The 16,855-nt window shown below is 60.2% G+C and carries 13 protein-coding genes and 1 pseudogene; 11 read left to right on the forward strand and 3 right to left on the reverse strand.

Annotated elements, in window-relative coordinates; translation table 11 throughout:
* Nucleotides 1-4 precede the first annotated feature (4 nt).
* The 10 genes and pseudogenes from tssJ to OO258_RS20630 form a co-directional block, all read left to right on the forward strand.
* Entirely contained in the window at nucleotides 5-496 is a 492-nt protein-coding gene (gene tssJ, locus OO258_RS20585; RefSeq protein ID WP_110744674.1) for a type VI secretion system lipoprotein TssJ, read from the forward strand.
* On the forward strand, nucleotides 493-1,827 hold the full coding sequence (gene tssK, locus OO258_RS20590) for a type VI secretion system baseplate subunit TssK (protein WP_266032222.1): 1,335 nt from the start codon (nucleotides 493-495) through the stop codon (nucleotides 1,825-1,827). Before tssJ ends, tssK begins: the two co-directional genes overlap by 4 nt.
* A 2-nt stretch (nucleotides 1,828-1,829) precedes the next feature.
* On the forward strand, nucleotides 1,830-2,699 hold the full coding sequence (icmH, locus tag OO258_RS20595) for a type IVB secretion system protein IcmH/DotU (protein ID WP_266032223.1): 870 nt from the start codon (nucleotides 1,830-1,832) through the stop codon (nucleotides 2,697-2,699).
* 15 nt (nucleotides 2,700-2,714) lie between these two features.
* Nucleotides 2,715-6,209, forward strand: a complete 3,495-nt coding sequence (tssM, locus tag OO258_RS20600; protein ID WP_266032224.1) for a type VI secretion system membrane subunit TssM — start codon at nucleotides 2,715-2,717, stop codon at nucleotides 6,207-6,209.
* Nucleotides 6,210-6,211: 2 nt separating this feature from the next.
* Entirely contained in the window at nucleotides 6,212-6,937 is a 726-nt protein-coding gene (locus OO258_RS20605; RefSeq protein ID WP_266032240.1) for a PP2C family protein-serine/threonine phosphatase, read from the forward strand.
* The gene (locus tag OO258_RS20610; protein ID WP_266032225.1) at nucleotides 6,934-7,926 is read left to right on the forward strand and encodes a serine/threonine-protein kinase; all 993 of its coding nucleotides are present in this window, start codon (nucleotides 6,934-6,936) and stop codon (nucleotides 7,924-7,926) included. The genes OO258_RS20605 and OO258_RS20610 overlap by 4 nt, the downstream gene beginning before the upstream one ends.
* Nucleotides 7,913-10,156, forward strand: a complete 2,244-nt coding sequence (gene tssI / locus OO258_RS20615) for a type VI secretion system tip protein TssI/VgrG (RefSeq protein WP_266032226.1) — start codon at nucleotides 7,913-7,915, stop codon at nucleotides 10,154-10,156. Before OO258_RS20610 ends, tssI begins: the two co-directional genes overlap by 14 nt.
* A 15-nt stretch (nucleotides 10,157-10,171) precedes the next feature.
* Nucleotides 10,172-11,425: a VRR-NUC domain-containing protein gene (locus OO258_RS20620; RefSeq protein WP_266032227.1), complete on the forward strand. Its 1,254-nt coding sequence runs from the start codon at nucleotides 10,172-10,174 to the stop codon at nucleotides 11,423-11,425.
* An 11-nt stretch (nucleotides 11,426-11,436) separates the two neighbouring features.
* The gene (locus OO258_RS20625) at nucleotides 11,437-12,552 is read left to right on the forward strand and encodes a type VI immunity family protein (protein ID WP_266032228.1); all 1,116 of its coding nucleotides are present in this window, start codon (nucleotides 11,437-11,439) and stop codon (nucleotides 12,550-12,552) included.
* A 23-nt stretch (nucleotides 12,553-12,575) separates the two neighbouring features.
* Nucleotides 12,576-13,240 (forward strand): annotated as a pseudogene (locus tag OO258_RS20630) (OprD family outer membrane porin); the annotation flags it as partial.
* A gap of 196 nt (nucleotides 13,241-13,436) precedes the next feature.
* On the opposite strand, the gene OO258_RS20635 reads toward OO258_RS20630, so the two are convergent.
* The 3 genes from OO258_RS20635 to OO258_RS20645 all read right to left on the reverse strand — a co-directional run bounded on the left by OO258_RS20635 (nucleotide 13,437) and on the right by OO258_RS20645 (nucleotide 15,873).
* Nucleotides 13,437-14,114 (reverse strand): DsbA family protein, encoded by a 678-nt coding sequence (locus tag OO258_RS20635; protein ID WP_266032229.1) that lies wholly within the window; start codon nucleotides 14,112-14,114, stop codon nucleotides 13,437-13,439.
* 497 nt (nucleotides 14,115-14,611) lie between these two features.
* Complete coding sequence (locus OO258_RS20640) at nucleotides 14,612-15,127, reverse strand: DUF4880 domain-containing protein (RefSeq protein WP_266032230.1); 516 nt, start codon at nucleotides 15,125-15,127, stop codon at nucleotides 14,612-14,614.
* A 434-nt stretch (nucleotides 15,128-15,561) separates the two neighbouring features.
* On the reverse strand, nucleotides 15,562-15,873 hold the full coding sequence (locus tag OO258_RS20645) for a DUF6124 family protein (protein ID WP_266032231.1): 312 nt from the start codon (nucleotides 15,871-15,873) through the stop codon (nucleotides 15,562-15,564).
* Between the two features lie 130 nt (nucleotides 15,874-16,003).
* Between OO258_RS20645 and OO258_RS20650 the strand changes: the two genes are divergently transcribed.
* Nucleotides 16,004-16,669, forward strand: coding sequence for a LexA family transcriptional regulator (locus OO258_RS20650; RefSeq protein ID WP_266032232.1), 666 nt, complete (start codon nucleotides 16,004-16,006; stop codon nucleotides 16,667-16,669).
* The last annotated feature ends 186 nt before the right edge of the window (nucleotides 16,670-16,855 follow it).

The raw sequence follows: 16,855 nt of genomic DNA on the forward strand, positions 1-16,855 counted from the left end.
CCCCATGCCTCCCCTCAAGAACTTGATCAGTGCACTGGGCCTGCTGTTGCTGGCCGGCTGTTCGGCGCTGTCGCCGTATTCGACCCAAACCAAGCTGCAGCTGAGCTTGGTTAGCAACGAGCGCCTCAACCCCGACGTCAACGGCCGTGCCTCGCCGATTGTGCTGCGACTGTATGAGCTCAAGCACCCGGTGGCGTTCGAAAACGCCGATTTCTTCAGCCTGTACGAGCGTGGCAAGGAGGTGCTGGCCCAGGACCTGGTCAACAGTGAGGAGTTGGAACTGCGTCCAGGCCAGGTCATGGACCTCAAGCTCAGCGTCGCCGGTACGAGCCGCTTCGTCGGAGTGATGGCCGCCTACCGCGACATCACCGACACCCAGTGGCGCTACGTGATCACTGTGCTTCCCGAGAAGATCACCCGCATCCAGCTGGTGCTGGACCAGAACGGCATCCACGATGCCGCCGAGCCTATCGCCAAGGTGGATGACCGCACATGAACATCGACAAAGTCATCTGGCAGGAAGGCATGCTGCTGCGCCCGCAGCATTTTCAGCAAAACGATCGCTATTACGATAACCAGATGAAGTCGCGCACCCAGTTGCTGGGGCGTTACAACTGGGGCTTTCTCGGCCTGGAAATCGACCTGCAGTTCCTCGGTATGGGCAAGCTGGTGGTCAGCCAGGCCAGCGGAGTGCTGCCCGACGGCACCCTGTTCAACCTAGAGAGTAGCCGTGAACCGTTGGCTGTGGATGTGCCACCGAACATCACGAAGATCCCGGTGTACCTGGCCCTGCCGCTGGTCACCGGCGGCCATGTCGAGGCCCGCCGCCCCGACCAGCCCGATGTGCTGGCGCGTTACACCGCCTATGGCTTGGAAGTGAATGACTCCAACGCTGGCGAGGATGCCAGCAGCCAGGTCAGCTGCGCTCGCCCTGACTTTCGTCTGCTGCTGGGCGAGCAGCAGAGCGACCAGGCCTACGTCAAGCTCAAGGTGTGCGTGATCAACGACACCTCGCCCGACAGCGTGATCACCCTCGACAGCGACTTCGTGCCGAGCTTCGTCGACAGCCATTCTTCGCCATACCTGCTGTCGTGCCTGAAGGAAGTGATCAGCATCCTCGACAACCGCGGCGATATCCTCGCCGACCGTATCCGCGCCAACGGCAAGGTCGGCGGCGCCGAGGTCGGCGATTTTCTCATGCTGCAGCTGATCAACCGCACCAGCCTGCTTTTGCGCCACTACATGGGCGTGGAGCAGGTGCACCCCGAAGAGCTGTACCGCACCCTGCTGACCCTGTTCGGCGACCTGTCGGCGTTTTCCAGCGACAGCAAGCGCCCGCGCAACGACAGCCGCTACGAGCACAGCGACCAGGGCGCGAGCTTCCGCAAGCTGATGGAATCGATCCGCCAGGTGCTGTCGATGGTGCTTGAACAGCACGCCATCGAGATGGCCCTGCAGGAGCGCCAGTACGGCATCTTCGTGGCCCCGTTGCATGACCATCAGCTGCTCGGTCACGCCCAGTTCGTGCTGGCGGTCAAGGCCAACTGCGACACCGAGGAGCTGCGACACCGCCTGCCCAGCCACCTCAAGGTCGGCCCGGTAGAGCAAATCCGGCAGTTGGTCAATCTGCACCTGCCGGGCATCAAGGTACGGCCTATGCCGGTGGCGCCGAGGCAGATTCCATTCCACTCGGACAAAACCTACTTCGCTCTCGATTTCAGCACCGAAGACCTGGCTAGGCTCGAACGCTCTGGCGGTTTTGCCTTCCACGTCTCCGGTGAGTTCTGCGAGCTTGAATTGAAATTCTGGGCCATTAGGAACGCATGAGCATGACCAAGGAAATGGAGTGCAGCCAGGACGATCGTACGGTCCTGCTCAATCAGCACGGCGAGCGCCCAAGTAATGAAGCTTTGACCGACTTTGCCCGCCCGCCGCGCTATGAGGACCTTGAGGAACGCATGGTGTATGCCTCCAATCGGCGGCTGGAGCAGCGCTTCAACATCAGCCTGAATCCATTGGTAGCAGCAGCTTCACCGCTGCTGTCGGCGATCATCGAGATCAAGTCCAGCGGCGAGGGCAGCAACCTCAGTACCCTCAAAACCAGCCTCGTCGAGCACCTGCGCCATTTCGAGACACGAGTGCTGGAGGAAGGTGTGGACCACGGTGAAGTGATGATGGCGCGCTACGTGCTATGCACCGTCACCGACGAGGCGGTGGTAACCACCAGTTGGGGCAACGAGAGCGAGTGGTCGACCATCAGCTTGCTAAGTAGCTTCCATAACGAGACATCTGGGGGCGAGAAGTTCTTTCAGCTGTTGGAGAACATGGGGCGAAATCCGATGAAACATCTGGCCATGTTGGAGCTGATGTACATCTGTATGTCGCTGGGCTTCGAAGGCAAGTTCCGCGTCCAGGCACGCGGCAACATTGAGTTGGATGCCATCCGCGATGGCGTCTACCGGCAGATCCGCCAGTTGCGCGGCGATGTACCGCGCGAGTTGTCACCGCGCTGGGCGGGCTTTACCAGTGCTCGCCAGGGGGTGGTGCGCATGGTGCCCTGGTGGCTGGTGACGGTCTTCACCGGCATCTGCCTGGTGGTGATGTTTTCGGGCTTCGCTTATGTGCTGGGTGACAAGCGCGAAGCGGTACTGCAGCGCTACCAGCCGGCCGACCCGGTGGTGGTCGAGGCCAGGTCGTAACTTCAGGGACGTACCATGAACAACTTTTTCCGTAAGACCTGGGCATTCTTGACCAAGACCTGGGTCTGGACCCTGCTGCTGGTGCTTTTGACCGCATTGTTGGTGTGGTTTGTCGGCCCGTTGCTGGCGATCGCAGACAATAAATTCTGGGAGGACTCCAGTTCGCGCTTGCTGACCATCGCGGTGCTGTTTCTGCTGTGGGGCCTGTTCATCGTCTTCGCCAGCTGGCGCGGCAATGTGCGCAAGAAGGAGGTTGCGCAGAGCGAGACCGGCCAGGCCGACCTGGCCCGCCGCGCTGCAATCGAAGTCGCCGAGCGCACCCTGCGCGAGCGCTTCAAGGATGCTCTGCGCACCCTCAGGACCTCCAGCATGTACCGTGGTCGCAGTGAGCGCTGGCGCAACGACCTACCGTGGTACCTGGTGATTGGCCCCCAGGGCGCCGGCAAGACCAGTCTGCTGGACTTCTCTGGCCTTGAGTTCCCGATCAACAAGGTCGAGCGCAAGCTCAGCCGTGATACGAGCAGCACCGCTTTTTGCGACTGGTACTTCGCTGAAAATGGCGTACTGATCGACACCAGCGGCCGCTACATGGATCAGAGCGACAGTGACGTCGACGGCGCTGGCTGGTCGACCCTACTAGGGCTTTTGCGCTCGCGCCGCCGCAATCGGCCGCTCAATGGCGTACTGATCACCGTCCCGGTGACTACGCTGCTCAGCGGAGATCGCGAAGGCATGGTGGTCCTGGGGCGCTCCTTTCGCGACCGCCTGCAGGAGATCCAACAGCAACTGCACGCCGACGTGCCGGTGTATCTGGTGCTGACGAAGGCCGATAAGATTCTCGGTTTCGACGCCTTTTTTGACCAGTTAGCGCGCGAAGAGAGCGATCAGGTACTCGGCGCCAGCTTCGGCAAGGACCAGAATGGCGCCGATGTGGCAGTGCTTAACCACGAGTTCGAGGACCTGCTGTCGCGCCTTGGCGCCCAGGTGATCACGCGCATGCATCAGGAGCGCGATGCCCAGCGCCGTGGCCTCATCCTCGACTTCCCGCAGCAATTGGGTCAGGTGAGGGCCAACCTCGGCATGCTGGTGGATGCTGCATTCACCGGTAACCGTTATCAGCGCGCCAGCACCCTGCGTGGCTTTTACTTCACCAGTGCGCCGCACACCAACGCCGCCGGGGCAGTGGACGCCAAGGGCCAGCCGCTGCCAGTGACCTACAGCGGTCGCACACGCTTTATCTATGATCTGATGACCAAGGTGGTGTTTCCCGAGGCGGCCCTGGCCGGTCTCGACAAGCGCGAAACCAACCGTATCAAATGGAGGCAACGTGCGTTGTACGCCGGGGCGCTGTGCTGCATGGGGCTGTTCGGCCTGTTGTGGACAGGTAGTTTTTCGGCCAACGACGGTAACCTGGAGAAACTCAGGGTCTTGGCCGACCGCCACGGCCGCGAGGGCTCCGCACTGACCGCCCGTGACGATGACATGGCAATCCTGCCGCTGCTGGACAACCGCTACGCCGCTACTCAAGTGTTCCCGGCTCCGGGCGATGCCTCCTACGCCGAGCGCGGTGGTCTGTATCAGGGCGATGAAGCCAGCGCGGTACTGCTGGAGGCTTACAACCGTGAGCTGATCGAGCAACTACTGCCACGTGTGGCGCAAACCCTCGAAGGGCAAATCCGCAGCAGTATGGGCAACCGCGAACGCCTGCTGGCCAGCCTGCGCGCCTACCTGATGCTGAACATGCCCGACCGGCGCGATAACGCGTTGCTCAAGGAATGGATGGCCAAACAGTGGTCGGGGCGCTACCCCGGCAACACCAAGCTGCAGGACGACCTTAACACCCACTTCGAGCGCCTGTTGGCGCTGGGTTACAGCCAGCCGCTGAACGACCCGCTGGTGGCTCAGGCACGCCAAGTACTGCGCCGTGAATCGCTGGCGGCGGTGGTCTATCGGGTGCTGCGCGAGCAGGCCCGCAGCCTGCCCGAGTACCGTCTGAGCCAGCACACCGGCCCGCAGGGTGCGGTGTTCGCCGGCATCGACTACGTGATCCCGGGTTTCTACACCCATCGTGGCTACCAGCAGTATTTCATAGCCCAAGGCTCTGTCCTGGTGCAGGAAATCCTGCGCGACAACTGGGTGCTCGGCGAGGGCGGCCGCCTCAGTGGCATGGACATGCGCAAGTTGCTGGTGCAACTGGAACAGTTGTACTTCAACGACTACGCCAACTACTGGAGCGAGGCCATTGGTCAAGTGCGCCTGGCAACCTTCACCAACAGCGAAGAGGGCGCTAACCAGCTGGCCAGCCTGAGCGCGGCCAATTCGCCATTGCTGCTGATGCTCGCCGAAGTGCGCGAAAATACCCGCTTCCCGGCCGTGGCCGACGCCGCCGATGTGGCGACCGAAGCGGCGCAGCAGGCCGCAGGCAAGCTGGGCAACGTAGCCGCTGCTACTGCCGGGTCCGCCAGCCAGGCCCTGGCCAAGCGCCTGCCGGACACCTCGCGCAAGGCCCTGGAGCGGCGCTTCGAGTCGTTGCACCGGCTGTTGGACGAGGACAACGGCCCGACCGCTGATCTGGGCCTGGCGCTGCAGGCGCTCAACGACCTGCAACTGCAGCTGCTGGGCCTGGCCCGATCCAGCCAGCCTGAGCTGGCCGCCTTCGAAGTGGCCAAGGGGCGCATGGTCGGTAATCAGGGTGACCCTATCAGCACCCTGCGCAACACCGCCAACCGCCTACCACGGCCGGTAAGTGGCTGGTTTTCGACGCTGGCCGAGGATAGCTGGATGCTGGTGCTGGACAACAGCTACGAGCACATCAACCAGCGCTACGAGACCCAGCTGTACAACGTCTACAGCAAGACAATCGACGAGCGTTACCCGTTCCATGCCCACAGCAGCAGCGATGTGGCGTTGAACGACTTCCGCGAGTTCTTCAAGGTCCAGGGCATCGCCGACCGCTTTTTCGACACCTACCTCAGGCCATTCGTGATCGGCGAGCCAGGCAGCTACCGCCTGCGCGCCGTCGATGGTCGCAGCTTGCCGGTGTCGCGTGAGTTTCTCGTCCAGATGAACAACGTGCAGACCATCCAGCGCGGCTTCTTTGCCGACAACCCCAACGAACCGCAGGTACAGTTCAAGCTAGAGCCGCACACACTGGATTCCACTGTCGGCCGCGCCGAGTTTCGCTTCGGTGCCCAGCAAATAGTGTATCGCCACGGACCGATCGTGCCGATGGCCTTCAAATGGCCGACTGATGCCGACGACGGGCGCACCAGCCTGGCCCTGGAAGGCCTCGACGGCAAGGCTACGGTGCTGGAGAAGAACACCGGCCCGTGGTCGCTGTTCCGCCTGTTCGACCTGATGCAGACCGAGTACCAGAGCGGCCGCGATGTGCTGATGATCAAGGGCAATGTCGGCGGCATGCGGGTCAACTACTTGGTGCTGACCCAGCGTTCGCCCAACCCGTTCGATCTAAGCGCGGTGCGTAACCTGCGCATGCCGGTGGCGCTGTGACGCTGGTGACGGGACATTGGCGCAGCGCCGGGCGCACCGATCCAGGAAAGGTGCGCAGGCGCAACGAAGATGCCTACCTCGACTGCCCCGAGCGCTGCCTGTGGGCGGTCGCCGACGGCATGGGGGGCCACCAGGCTGGTGATCTGGCCAGTCAGATGGTGGTCGGAGCCCTCAACGGTCTGGCGCTGGAGGGCAGTCTAGACGAGCAGGTGCGTGAGGTGCGTCAGTGTCTGCATTGGGTCAATCGCCGCTTGGGCGAGGCGCTGACCGTGGTCGTTGGGCGCGCTGAGCCGATCATGGGTAGCACCGTGGTGGTGCTGCTAGTGCGCGAAGGGCGTGCTGCATGCATCTGGGCCGGCGACAGCCGCTGCTACCTGTGGCGCGGCAAGCGCTTGTTCCAGCTGACCCGCGACCACTCGTTGCGCGAGCAATTGATCGACCAAGGCCGCTACAGCAGCGAAGAGGCCGGGCAGCAGCCCGGCGCTCACGCCCTGACCCGCGCTCTGGGCGGTGATGAAACACTGCGTCTGGAGGTACTGGAATTCGGGGTGATGCCCGGCGACACCTTCCTACTGTGCAGCGACGGTCTGTATCAGGGGCAGAGCGACGAGAGCCTGAGCAAGGCGTTGAGTCAGGCCCAGCCGCCCCGGGCCCTGGAATTCCTGTTCGACAAGGTGCTGCAGGGTCGAGCCCCGGACAACCTTACCGGCGTGGTAGTGCGCCAATGAACGCTGTCGAGTTGCTGGGCAGCGCCAGCGATTACCGGAGTTACTTTGCTACGGTCGCCACGACGCTGCCTGGCGTGCTGCCACCGCTGCTGAACGGGCGCTACAAGCTAGAAGGCTTGCTCGGTGCTGGCGGTGTGGGCATGGTCTACCGCGCCCGCGATCTGCTGGCTGAGCAGTGTGGCGAACCGCAGCCGTTGGTGGCGATCAAGCTGCTGCGCGACGACGTCGCCGCTTGTCCCGATAGTGCTGCTTTGCTGTACAGCGAGTACGCACTCACTCGCCATCTGTCGCACCAAGGCGTGGTACGGGTGCACAGCTTCGAGGTGGACGCCGCCAGCCAACGGGCCTTCTTCAGCATGCAGCTGTTGTCCGGTATGCCTTTGGACCGACTGCTGTGCGAGCAACCTCTGGGCTTGGCTTGGGGTGAACTGAGCAGCATTGCCATGGGCCTGTTGGACGCACTGGCCTTTGCTCATGGGCACGGTGTGTTACATGGTGATATCAAACCCAGCAACTTGATTCTCGGCGAGCAGGGCGTGCAGCTGCTCGACTTTGGCCTGGGCCAAGCCATGGACGGCGTGCTCGATGGCCTGGCCCGGCTCAGCCGCAATCGTATCAGGGCTTGGACCCCGGCCTATGCCGCTCCTGAGCTAATCGATGGCGCGCCCTTGTCGACAGCTTCCGACCTGTTCGCCGCCGCCTGCGTCATTTACGAGTTGGCCGGGGGCAAGCAACCGTTTGATCGCGTTGGTGCTCGAGCCATGGGTGAACAGTATCCAGGCCAGTCGCTGGACCGGCCTGCCAACCTGCCGGCCAAGGTGTGGCCGGCACTGCGCCAGGCCCTGGCGCTGGACCCTGCGGCCCGCCAGTCCGGTGCCCGGGGGCTGCAACAGGCCCTGGTGATCCCCCCCCTTTCGTTATTGCGCCGTTGGTTCGGCCAACCCCAAGGATATCTTGCGGACACGGAGAGCCCCCATGTTCAACCCTAGCGATGCAACTCACTTCAGCCTGACCCTGGAAAACGCCGATGTCGACTTTCAGGTGCTGTCGTTCACCGGCCACGAGGCCGTCAGCCAACCCTACTGCTTCAAGGTGGAACTGGTCAGCGAACGCCCTGACATCGATCTGGAAATCCTGCTGCACAAGCAGGCGTTCCTGGCCTTCGACCTTGACGGTAACGGTATCCACGCGCTTGTTTACCAGGTCGGCCAAGGCGATTCGGGCAAGCGTTTGCACCGCTACCGAATGGTGCTGGTGCCGCACCTGGCGTACCTGGCGCACCGCACTAACCAGCGCATATTCCAGCAACTGAGCGCCCCGCAGATCATCGGTACGATCTTCGAAGAGCACGGCCTACCGAGCGACGCCTACCGCTTCAGCCTCAGCACCCCGTGCCCTGTGCGCGAGTACTGCGTGCAGTACGACGAGACCGATCTGCACTTCGTGCAGCGCCTGTGTGAAGAAGAGGGCATGCACTACCACTTTGAGCACAGCCGCGAAGGCCATCTGCTGGTATTTGGCGACGACCAGACGTTCTTTCCCAAGCTGAGCGCTCCGGTGGCCTACATGCAGGGCAGCGGCATGGTCGCCGATGAGCCTGTGATAAAGCGCTTCAACGTGCGTTTAGAAACCCGCCCCAGCCGCGTTACTCGTCGCGACTACGACTTCCAGAAGCCACGCCTGCTAATGGAAGCCGCGTATAAACCAGCCCAGCCGGCTTTCGCTGAGCCAGATCTGGAGGACTACGACTACCCGGCTGGTTTTACCGATCGCACGCGCGGCAAGCAACTGAGTCAGCGCGCGTTAGAACGCCATCGTGCCGACTTTTGCCTGGCCGAGGGCCAGGGTGATGTGACCCGTTTGGTGAGTGGGCACTTCATGGGGTTGTCCGAACACCCGCGCGCCGAGTGGAACGACCTGTGGCTGCTGACCGAGGTGCATCACGAAGGCAAGCAGCCGCAGGTACTGGAAGAGTCGGTGACCAGCGACACAACCGACGATAAGGAAGACTTCCACCAGGGGTACCGCAACCGTTTCCTGGCTACCCCATGGGACGTGTTCTACCGCCCGCCGCACAAACACCCCAAACCCCAGGTGCTAGGCAGCCAGAGCGCCATAGTCACCGGCCCGAAGGGCGAGGAGATCTATTGCGACAAGTACGGCCGGGTGAAGGTGCAGTTTTTCTGGGACCGTGAAGGCCAGGGCGACGAGACCACCAGCTGCTGGCTGCGGGTGTCGTCCAGCTGGGCGGGCGGGCGATACGGCGGTGTGGCCATCCCACGGGTTGGCATGGAAGTGCTGGTCGGTTTTCTCGAAGGTGATCCTGACCGCCCGCTTGTGAGTGGATGCCTGTATCACGGCGAGAACGTCCCGCCTTATGAACTACCGGCGCACAAGACTCGCAGCGTGTTCAAAACCCTGAGCAGCCCCGGTGGCGGCGGCTTCAACGAGCTGCGTATCGAGGACAAGACAGGCCAGGAGCAGATCTTCGTGCACGCTCAGCGTGACTGGGACCAGCACATCGGCCATGACCAGAAGGTCTACGTCGGCAACGAGCGCCACGATACCGTGGTGGGCAACAGCTACAGCAAGTCCGAGGCCGAGGAACACCGCACCACGGTGGGCGACCGCAAGACCGAGATCAAGCTCGACGACCACCTGACCGTGGGCAACAGCCAGCACGTGAAGATCGGTGGCTCGCAGTTGGTGGAGGCGGGCAGGGAGATTCACATCAAGGCTGGGGAGAAGGTCGTGATCGAAGCGGGGCTGGAGCTGACGCTCAAGGCCGGTGGCAGTTTCATCAAGCTCGATCCCGGAGGGGTGACGGTGCTGGGCTCGCAGATCTTGCTCAATGCCGGTGGTTCGCCGGGCAGTGGCAGCGGGATAGCGGTGAAGGCGCCGGCGTTGCCGGGGGCGGTGGATGCAGATCAAGCGGGGGCGGTGCCTGCGCCGCTTCAGAAGCACCGTGGGCGGTATCAGCTGCTTGACGAGAAAACGGGCAAGCCTCTCGCGGGAGCCGCCTATGTACTCGTACAACCTGACGGGACGCGTTTGGCTGGGTATAGCGATGAAAAGGGCTTCACCTTCCAGGCGGTGACAGAGGGGCCAGCGGATTTGAATCTGCTGACGCCGCACCGCAAGCCTGAGCCGGTAGAGCAGTTGTTCAGGGCGGGTGAAGCAGCGCCTCAGGAGTTGAACATGGACCACAAAGATATCTAGTCAGAGGGATGACGTATGGCTATGCCACAAATGCCAGAACTGCCGCAGGGTTGTACCAAAACGAGTATCGAGGGTACGGTCAAGGACGCCCCGTTGCCTTCGCTTGGAAATAAGCCGTATTTGATGGAAAAGGCCGAGTATGCCATGAAGTTTCCCAAGCTGAGCATGCGGAGTAGTAAGAGTGGCGGGAGCAACTCTATTGAGCTGAAACAGATTGTTATGAGCGGCTTGATCAGGGCGGACGAGTACCGTTTTGCATTTAACTGGGCCTACAAGGCTGAGGTTAGCTTTGATATGAGGTTTTCTCCGCCTAAGCCCTTTTTAAGCTCGTCGGGCGGAGTGCAGGATTCAGGGCGGCGGCATTCATTGACACCATTTCCGAAAGGATTCATGGGGGGAAAGCTCAGGCGGCCCGATGTGACAATTGTCACGAATAAGAGTATCAGGTGGCCTGGGCAGGCGGGCCCAGATCATCAGGGAGTCGAGCATCCGAATAATTTGGAACGTATTGTTGAGGTCAAGTTTCCAGGTGATGTGCTAGGCAGTGAACAACGTAGGGACTATATCCGGATTGCGGGCAGTTCAAAAAAATTTTCGGTTCTGGAGGTGACTGACTGCCGAGAGAACGAAGAGCGTGAAAAGGATCGTGAGTACAATGCTCACACCAATCCGACGCAAGCGTACGACTCTCGACAGTGGCCTGTCCCGTTCGAGCGGCCTCGGAAGGCTCCAACACCAGTACCTGTTTATGGCCCAACAGCGACATCCAAACCTGCCTATGTTGAGGCGTGGACTTTGGCTCAGGAAGCTGTGGAAAGTTTACGCGAAGGCGGAAAGAATGCGATCGATGCTTTGTCTCAAGAGGTCAGGCAGTATTTGGAGAGCGCTAGCGCCTGGCTGACGCAGCAAGGTAAATGGATTCGCCAAGAAGCCGGAAAGGCCTGGGAGTGGGTGAGCGAGAGCACAGGAGAAGTGCTGCGATGGACAGATGAACAGTTGAGGGAAATGTGGCAGCAGGTACAACGCTACACTGACTTGACCCTTGACATGCTCAAGGAAATTGATTGGGTACAAGTTCTAGTAGATATCGGCATCGTCGTGGGTACCGTTGTGGTGGTAATTGCCATCGGTGCTGGGTTGGTGGCCGCTGGCGTACCTGCGGCTATTGTGAGTGCTCTTGTTGTTTTGGTCAGGCTTGCTCAAATGTTCTGGGGAGTTTTAGCGGCTGTTCTCGGAGGAGGGGCAGTGCTGACTGCCGCCTCAGCGTGAAGGATATGACAATGAACAATATTGAAAAAATTAAAAATGAACTCGCCGGTCTCGAATTCGACTCTTCCGAGGGCGTTCCGGTAGTCAGACTAGGCTTGGTCGTTACGTTGTATTTTAAAAATGGCTACACGCCTGCAGTTATAAGTAATATAGTCGCCTGCTTTCGGAAATTCTCAGTGGAGTTTGAAGGCTCGCTTCGAAGTATGGTTTATAAGCGCTACAAGAAGTACTCCGGCAAGTCGCTGGAAAGTGCCTTGGAGGCAGTTACAGCGAAAGCGGATCAATTTGAATTGTATTTGAGTAGCGCTTCCTCTGCTTATGACGTTGGTGTCTACAGTTTGGCGGTGCTTACTACCCTTGAGGATCTCGGTGATTCTCTAAGGTCTTACATTAAGTTGACCGTGCCCTGGGAGGAGTTGGGCACGCCTGACGGCGTTGAGCGGTTTCAGGAGTGGGTGCTGTATCTCAGTGAGCAGGTGGATGCCGAGCACGGCTATGGCGGCTTATCCACTTTGTTACCGTATGACTTCGACAGGTATATGCCAATCGAATACGAGCTTTCACAGAAGTACCCAGGATTGGAAGTCGATACCATGGCAATGGCCCATTCACTGAGGCTGGTCGGGTCTATCAAGGGCGTTAACTGGTTCACCATCGTGGGTCGATCACTGCTAGAGCGGCTGGGCGGCCTGGACACGGTTTGCCGCAAGCTGTCCTCTCAAGGAGGCATCCAATGCCTCGAGTACAGCAGTGGGTTGGTCGTCAGGGCCGGTGCCTTACCTGAGCTGGGCTCTGTAACAGAACTGCCCAAGCTGTACGTTGCCGCTAACCGTGTATTGAAGCCGTTGCGTTCGTCGGACCCGGATACGCTGCAATCGTACTCCGAGTATGGCAATGGCTATGACGAGGAACGTTCGCTGCGTTGGTATGCACGCTTCGATGAGGATGAGCCGGTCGCGCAAAGCCCGAGAAAAATCGCCGCAGGTGGCATCTGTACCCATACCGGGTATTGGTTCAGCCCAGCCCAGGCCGACTCCCGTCGTTTCTTCAACGCAGGCGAGGTTATGCCGGAGTTTGTAGGCTCTGCATGGGGGGCGACCTTCTGGTATTGGGCAGGCCAGGAATAGTGGTGCTGGAAGCTTAAGGTTGGGGTGTCACTTCGGATCGCTTCAACTTCGTCGGTGGCGAGTACACCTTCAATAACAAGTGTACGCTGCTTGGCGGGTGGGGGGCGGAGTTAAAGGATATCTGCCGCCAGCAGATGATCCAGATCACTCACAGTCAGCCCATGGGTAAATGGACCCTGGGTGCGAACATCCAGTGGTACACCGGTAAGGATGAAGGGCGGTCGCTGGCGGGGGATCTCGACAATCGGACCTGGTCCGGATTGTTTTCAGCGATGTATGGCGCGAACACCTTTTATATCGGCTTGCAGAAGGTTTCCGGTCAAGACGGCTGGATGAAAGTCAACGGTACTTCGGGTGGATCGCTGGCCAACGACAGCTTTAGTTCCAGTTACGAAAATGCCAATGAGCGCTCCTGGCAGGTGCGTCACGATTATAATTTCGTGGCATTGGGCGTTCCCGGTCTGGTCATTATGAATCGTTATATCAAAGGTAGCGGTATTCATGTAGGAGGTGAAATCGGCGTCAAAGAGTGGGGGCGGGAGACAGAGCTTGCTTACCTGTTCCAGGCTGGCGCGCTCAAAGACTTGAATATTAAATGGCGTAACTCGACCTTGCGTCGGGGGTGGGGTGCCACACGAGCTTTAATGAAAATCGTTTGGTCATGAACTATCCGCTCTCATTATTTTGATACTTTGTGATGCTCGGTGTTCTGTGCCCGCTGTACATAGTTGCAGCGGGGGCGGCTGACAGCGTCGAGCAGTGCCTCAATCACTGCCCTTTGGCAGCGGGCGCCAAGAAGCTAGTTACTGAGCCTCTGTCTTGATCCCCCACCCGCAAAATCAGTACGAACTCACCCCGCCTTCCCCTAGCCGTGACGCCGTGGGCTACCTGGGCATATCGCTGATCCCGTCAGCGGGCATTTCAAAAATTTCTGCCGCGCCCAACAGGTCCACTGCGGACAGCAAGACATCGTGGTCGATTGGGCCTTCCAGGATCAGGGTGTGCTGGGTGTGATTGTCGGTCAGGCGCAGCGTAGGGGTAGGGTTGAATCCGGTTTCCAAGGCTTCCGCTTTTTGCGTGTCCACGACTTGGGCTGCCCGTTCGCCGGCCAGGCAGCGTTGTAGGGACGGGCTGATGTCTGGATAGTCTTGTTCAGAAGCCAACCGACGGCCGTTGCCTTGGGTATGGAGATAGATCCAGACCACCTTCCCCCACAAGCCTTCGCGTCCTTCAGGCTGACCCACGCATTCCATCCGCCGCGCTTCCCGACTGGCGGCCGGTTCATGCAGGGGGAGGGGCAGGTGACGCCAGGCGAGGTTGACGTGATCATTGGTGACGATCCAGCGCTGCAGTTGCGGCAGGTAGACCTGGCAGTGCGGGCATTCCAGGTCGGCGTAGAGGGTGATAGTGAAGCGCGCTTCGGGGTTGCCGTAGATCCGCGGCGGGCCATCATCGGCGGTGGACCGAAAAGGTAGCGGCAGCCACCAGCACAGTGCCAAAACCGCGGCTGCGAGCCAGCCGCAGGCCCACTTTAGGTTGGTTGCACTCATCCGTTCGTGCATGCTGTTGCTCCTCGCAATTCCAGGTCGAACGGCTCGATACCACGTGCACTGTCCATATCCTGAGGGGTGCGGATTGCGGCATCGAGTCCACTGATGCCGAGTTGCTGCATGAGGCTATGACGCTGGCATTTTCTTCAGGTTCCCTCATCGCCCATCGAGGCGGCGCGGGGGCGACTTGGAAGTAAATTCACAGGAGTTCGCGCTGGTCTGGCAGGACCAGGGTTTGCAGGTTGCCCGGCGCGTCATTGTGGGACTGCAACAAGCCAGCGCTAGCAGTTGCACGTTGGCGTCGTCGAAGTCTACAGCTTCTTCCAACAGCGTCTGGCCGAGCGCTACCCCTTCGTTGTCAGGGTACCCGACGCTTCGCTGGAAGACTTTGAAGCGTTCTTCGGGCCGAATGGGTGACTGCCGCCAGCCAGGCTATCGATAAACTGAAGTTGGGTGCGCGCGCGGTGCGTGTTCACGGGCAAGGAAGTACAGCCATGCTGAAGCGCTGATCAAGCCCACAACCCAACCAGCACCAACGCCGCCACACCAAGCCCGACTGCAACCGAGCAGCCACCCAGCGACAGCGCCGCCCGGCCTTGCCGATACCAGCCGTCATGGCCCAATTGCCGTGCCGGCGCCAGCAGGCTGCGCCACCGCAGTTCCGTGTCGTGAAACGCCTGCAAATTCGCCGTATCGGCATCCAGCCAGCGGCGGAAGTCGATCCGCTCGCACGCCGTCACCTGCGGGCTCTGCAAGCGCACATACCATTGCCCGGCCACGCTCGCCAGCACATCCCGGCGCGAGCGGCCAGCCTGCAGCGCCTGATCCATGTTGCGCTCGATACTCGCCAGTGGCAGGTCAAGGCGCACAGCAATGCTGGCGAAGTCCAGTTGATCGAGGCGGTTGAGCAGGAATACCTGCTGTACGCGCCGTGGTAGCCGCTTCAGTGCATACAGCAGGGCATCGTCGGCATCGTGCTCGGCAGCAGGAGCGGGGTGTTCAAGGGGCAGCATCAGACGGGTCATGGACAGCTCCTTGCTCTTTAAAGGGGGAGGGGGCATCTTCCGTGATGCGGAAACAGCGTAGGCGAAACGAGATTGATTCTCAAGTGCTGATTCCGCAAAGTTTTGTAACGAGCGTTCACGCCCTGAAACACCTTTGCTATCATGCGCGCCATCACGATCTTCATTAGCCTGAAGAGCCAAAAAAAAGACCCGGCAAAAAAGCCGGGTCAAAAACCGTGATTAGCCTGATGAGGAGATAATCTGAGAGCGACCTAAGCTTTCAGGTTATCCAGCGGATCTCGCGATCAGCTGAGTGCAATAATAATCGTTATCATTTGCCAGTCAAATGAATTTTCGCTAATCCGGTAAAAAAGTTTTACCGGCGCGCTTCCTTGTCCCGGCAATCGGGGCCTTTGCCGTTACCCGGCCATCACGTCTTCTCCCTTCTTTCGTAGCTAGAAACCCGGTTCGCCGTTGGGTTTGTGCTCCAGCAGGGCACGCGCCATATCCATCATGTGCATCAGGGCATAGGTCAGCTCGCGCTGGCTGCCGTGCTGGTGCGTGGCGGTTTCCTGCGCGGTAGCGGCGGCACAGCGCAGCAGGGCGATCGCATGTTCCAGCGCCTGCTCGCCGGTCACCCCTTCGTGCAGGGTCCAGATTTTAGTGTCCAGGGTCGGGCGTGGCGGGTTGGGGTTGAGGTAGTAGTCGAGCGCGCGGCGGGCAGCTTCGCTGTCGAGATCTGTTTCGTCGTTTTTCGGTGGTTTCATCCTGATACCTGCTAGAGCCAGTAGGGGAAGGGGTCCGACCGATAATAATACCTCGGGTATTTTCACGCCCTTTGATAAATAATACTGAATGTTTATTGAGCGGTGAAAGGCAGTCCGTATCGTGCCAGCGATGAATATGGATAAATGGATTGCCCTCGTCCGTGACCGGATGGAGGAGCTTGGTCTCACTCAAGAGCAGCTTGCCGAGCGCGTTGGCGTGTCTCAAGGCAGCGTAGGGCATTGGGTGAACAAGCGGCGTCAGCCGAAGATCGAGTCGATGAACCGCACGTTCGTCGAGATTGGCATGCCTCATTACAACGTCAGCCTGCAGCTGCGCATTCAGGGCCAGGCTGGCGAGGAGCGTGGCGTCTATCAGATGGATGAGGCAGATGACGATCTGGATCTCATGCAGTACATCGTGTGTTTCCGCTACCCGGTGTTGGCCTGGAATCAGCTAGGTGTTACAGAGCGTGATGAGCCTGGTGTGTTCGAGCAGACGGACTACCTGGCCCAGGGCAAGGCATTCTGGTTGACGGTTGAAAATGACGCGATGAGCGCCGTCAGCGGTCGCAGTGTGCCGCAGGGCATGCGGATGCTGGTGGACCCGGGTGTGGAGGCTGAGGCGGGGCGTTTGGTTATCGCGCGTCAGCCTGGCAAACCGGCGATTTTTCGCGAGCTGGCCGAAGAAGGTGGGCAGCGTTATCTGAAGGCATTGAACAGTAACTACCCGGCGCTGTTGTGCGAAGAGGGTTGCGAATTTCTCGGGGTGGTCGTGCGGGTGCATGGGGCCTTTTGAACGGGTTTGAATGGGTGATGGGGCTGGAGGGCGCAAGTCTTGGGTTTTGGGGCGCCTTCGAGATCGAGCGCCGCCCGCGCGGCGCATCGCGAGCTGCGCTCGCTCCTTGTATGTTGTGTCTGACCTGGCCAGAGAGGTTATTCTCGTCAGGTTCAAGAAGCACTTCCGGGGAGACCGATCGCTCCT

It is taken from the genome of Pseudomonas sp. DCB_BI (assembly GCF_026240995.1).
Lineage (GTDB): Bacteria > Pseudomonadota > Gammaproteobacteria > Pseudomonadales > Pseudomonadaceae > Aquipseudomonas.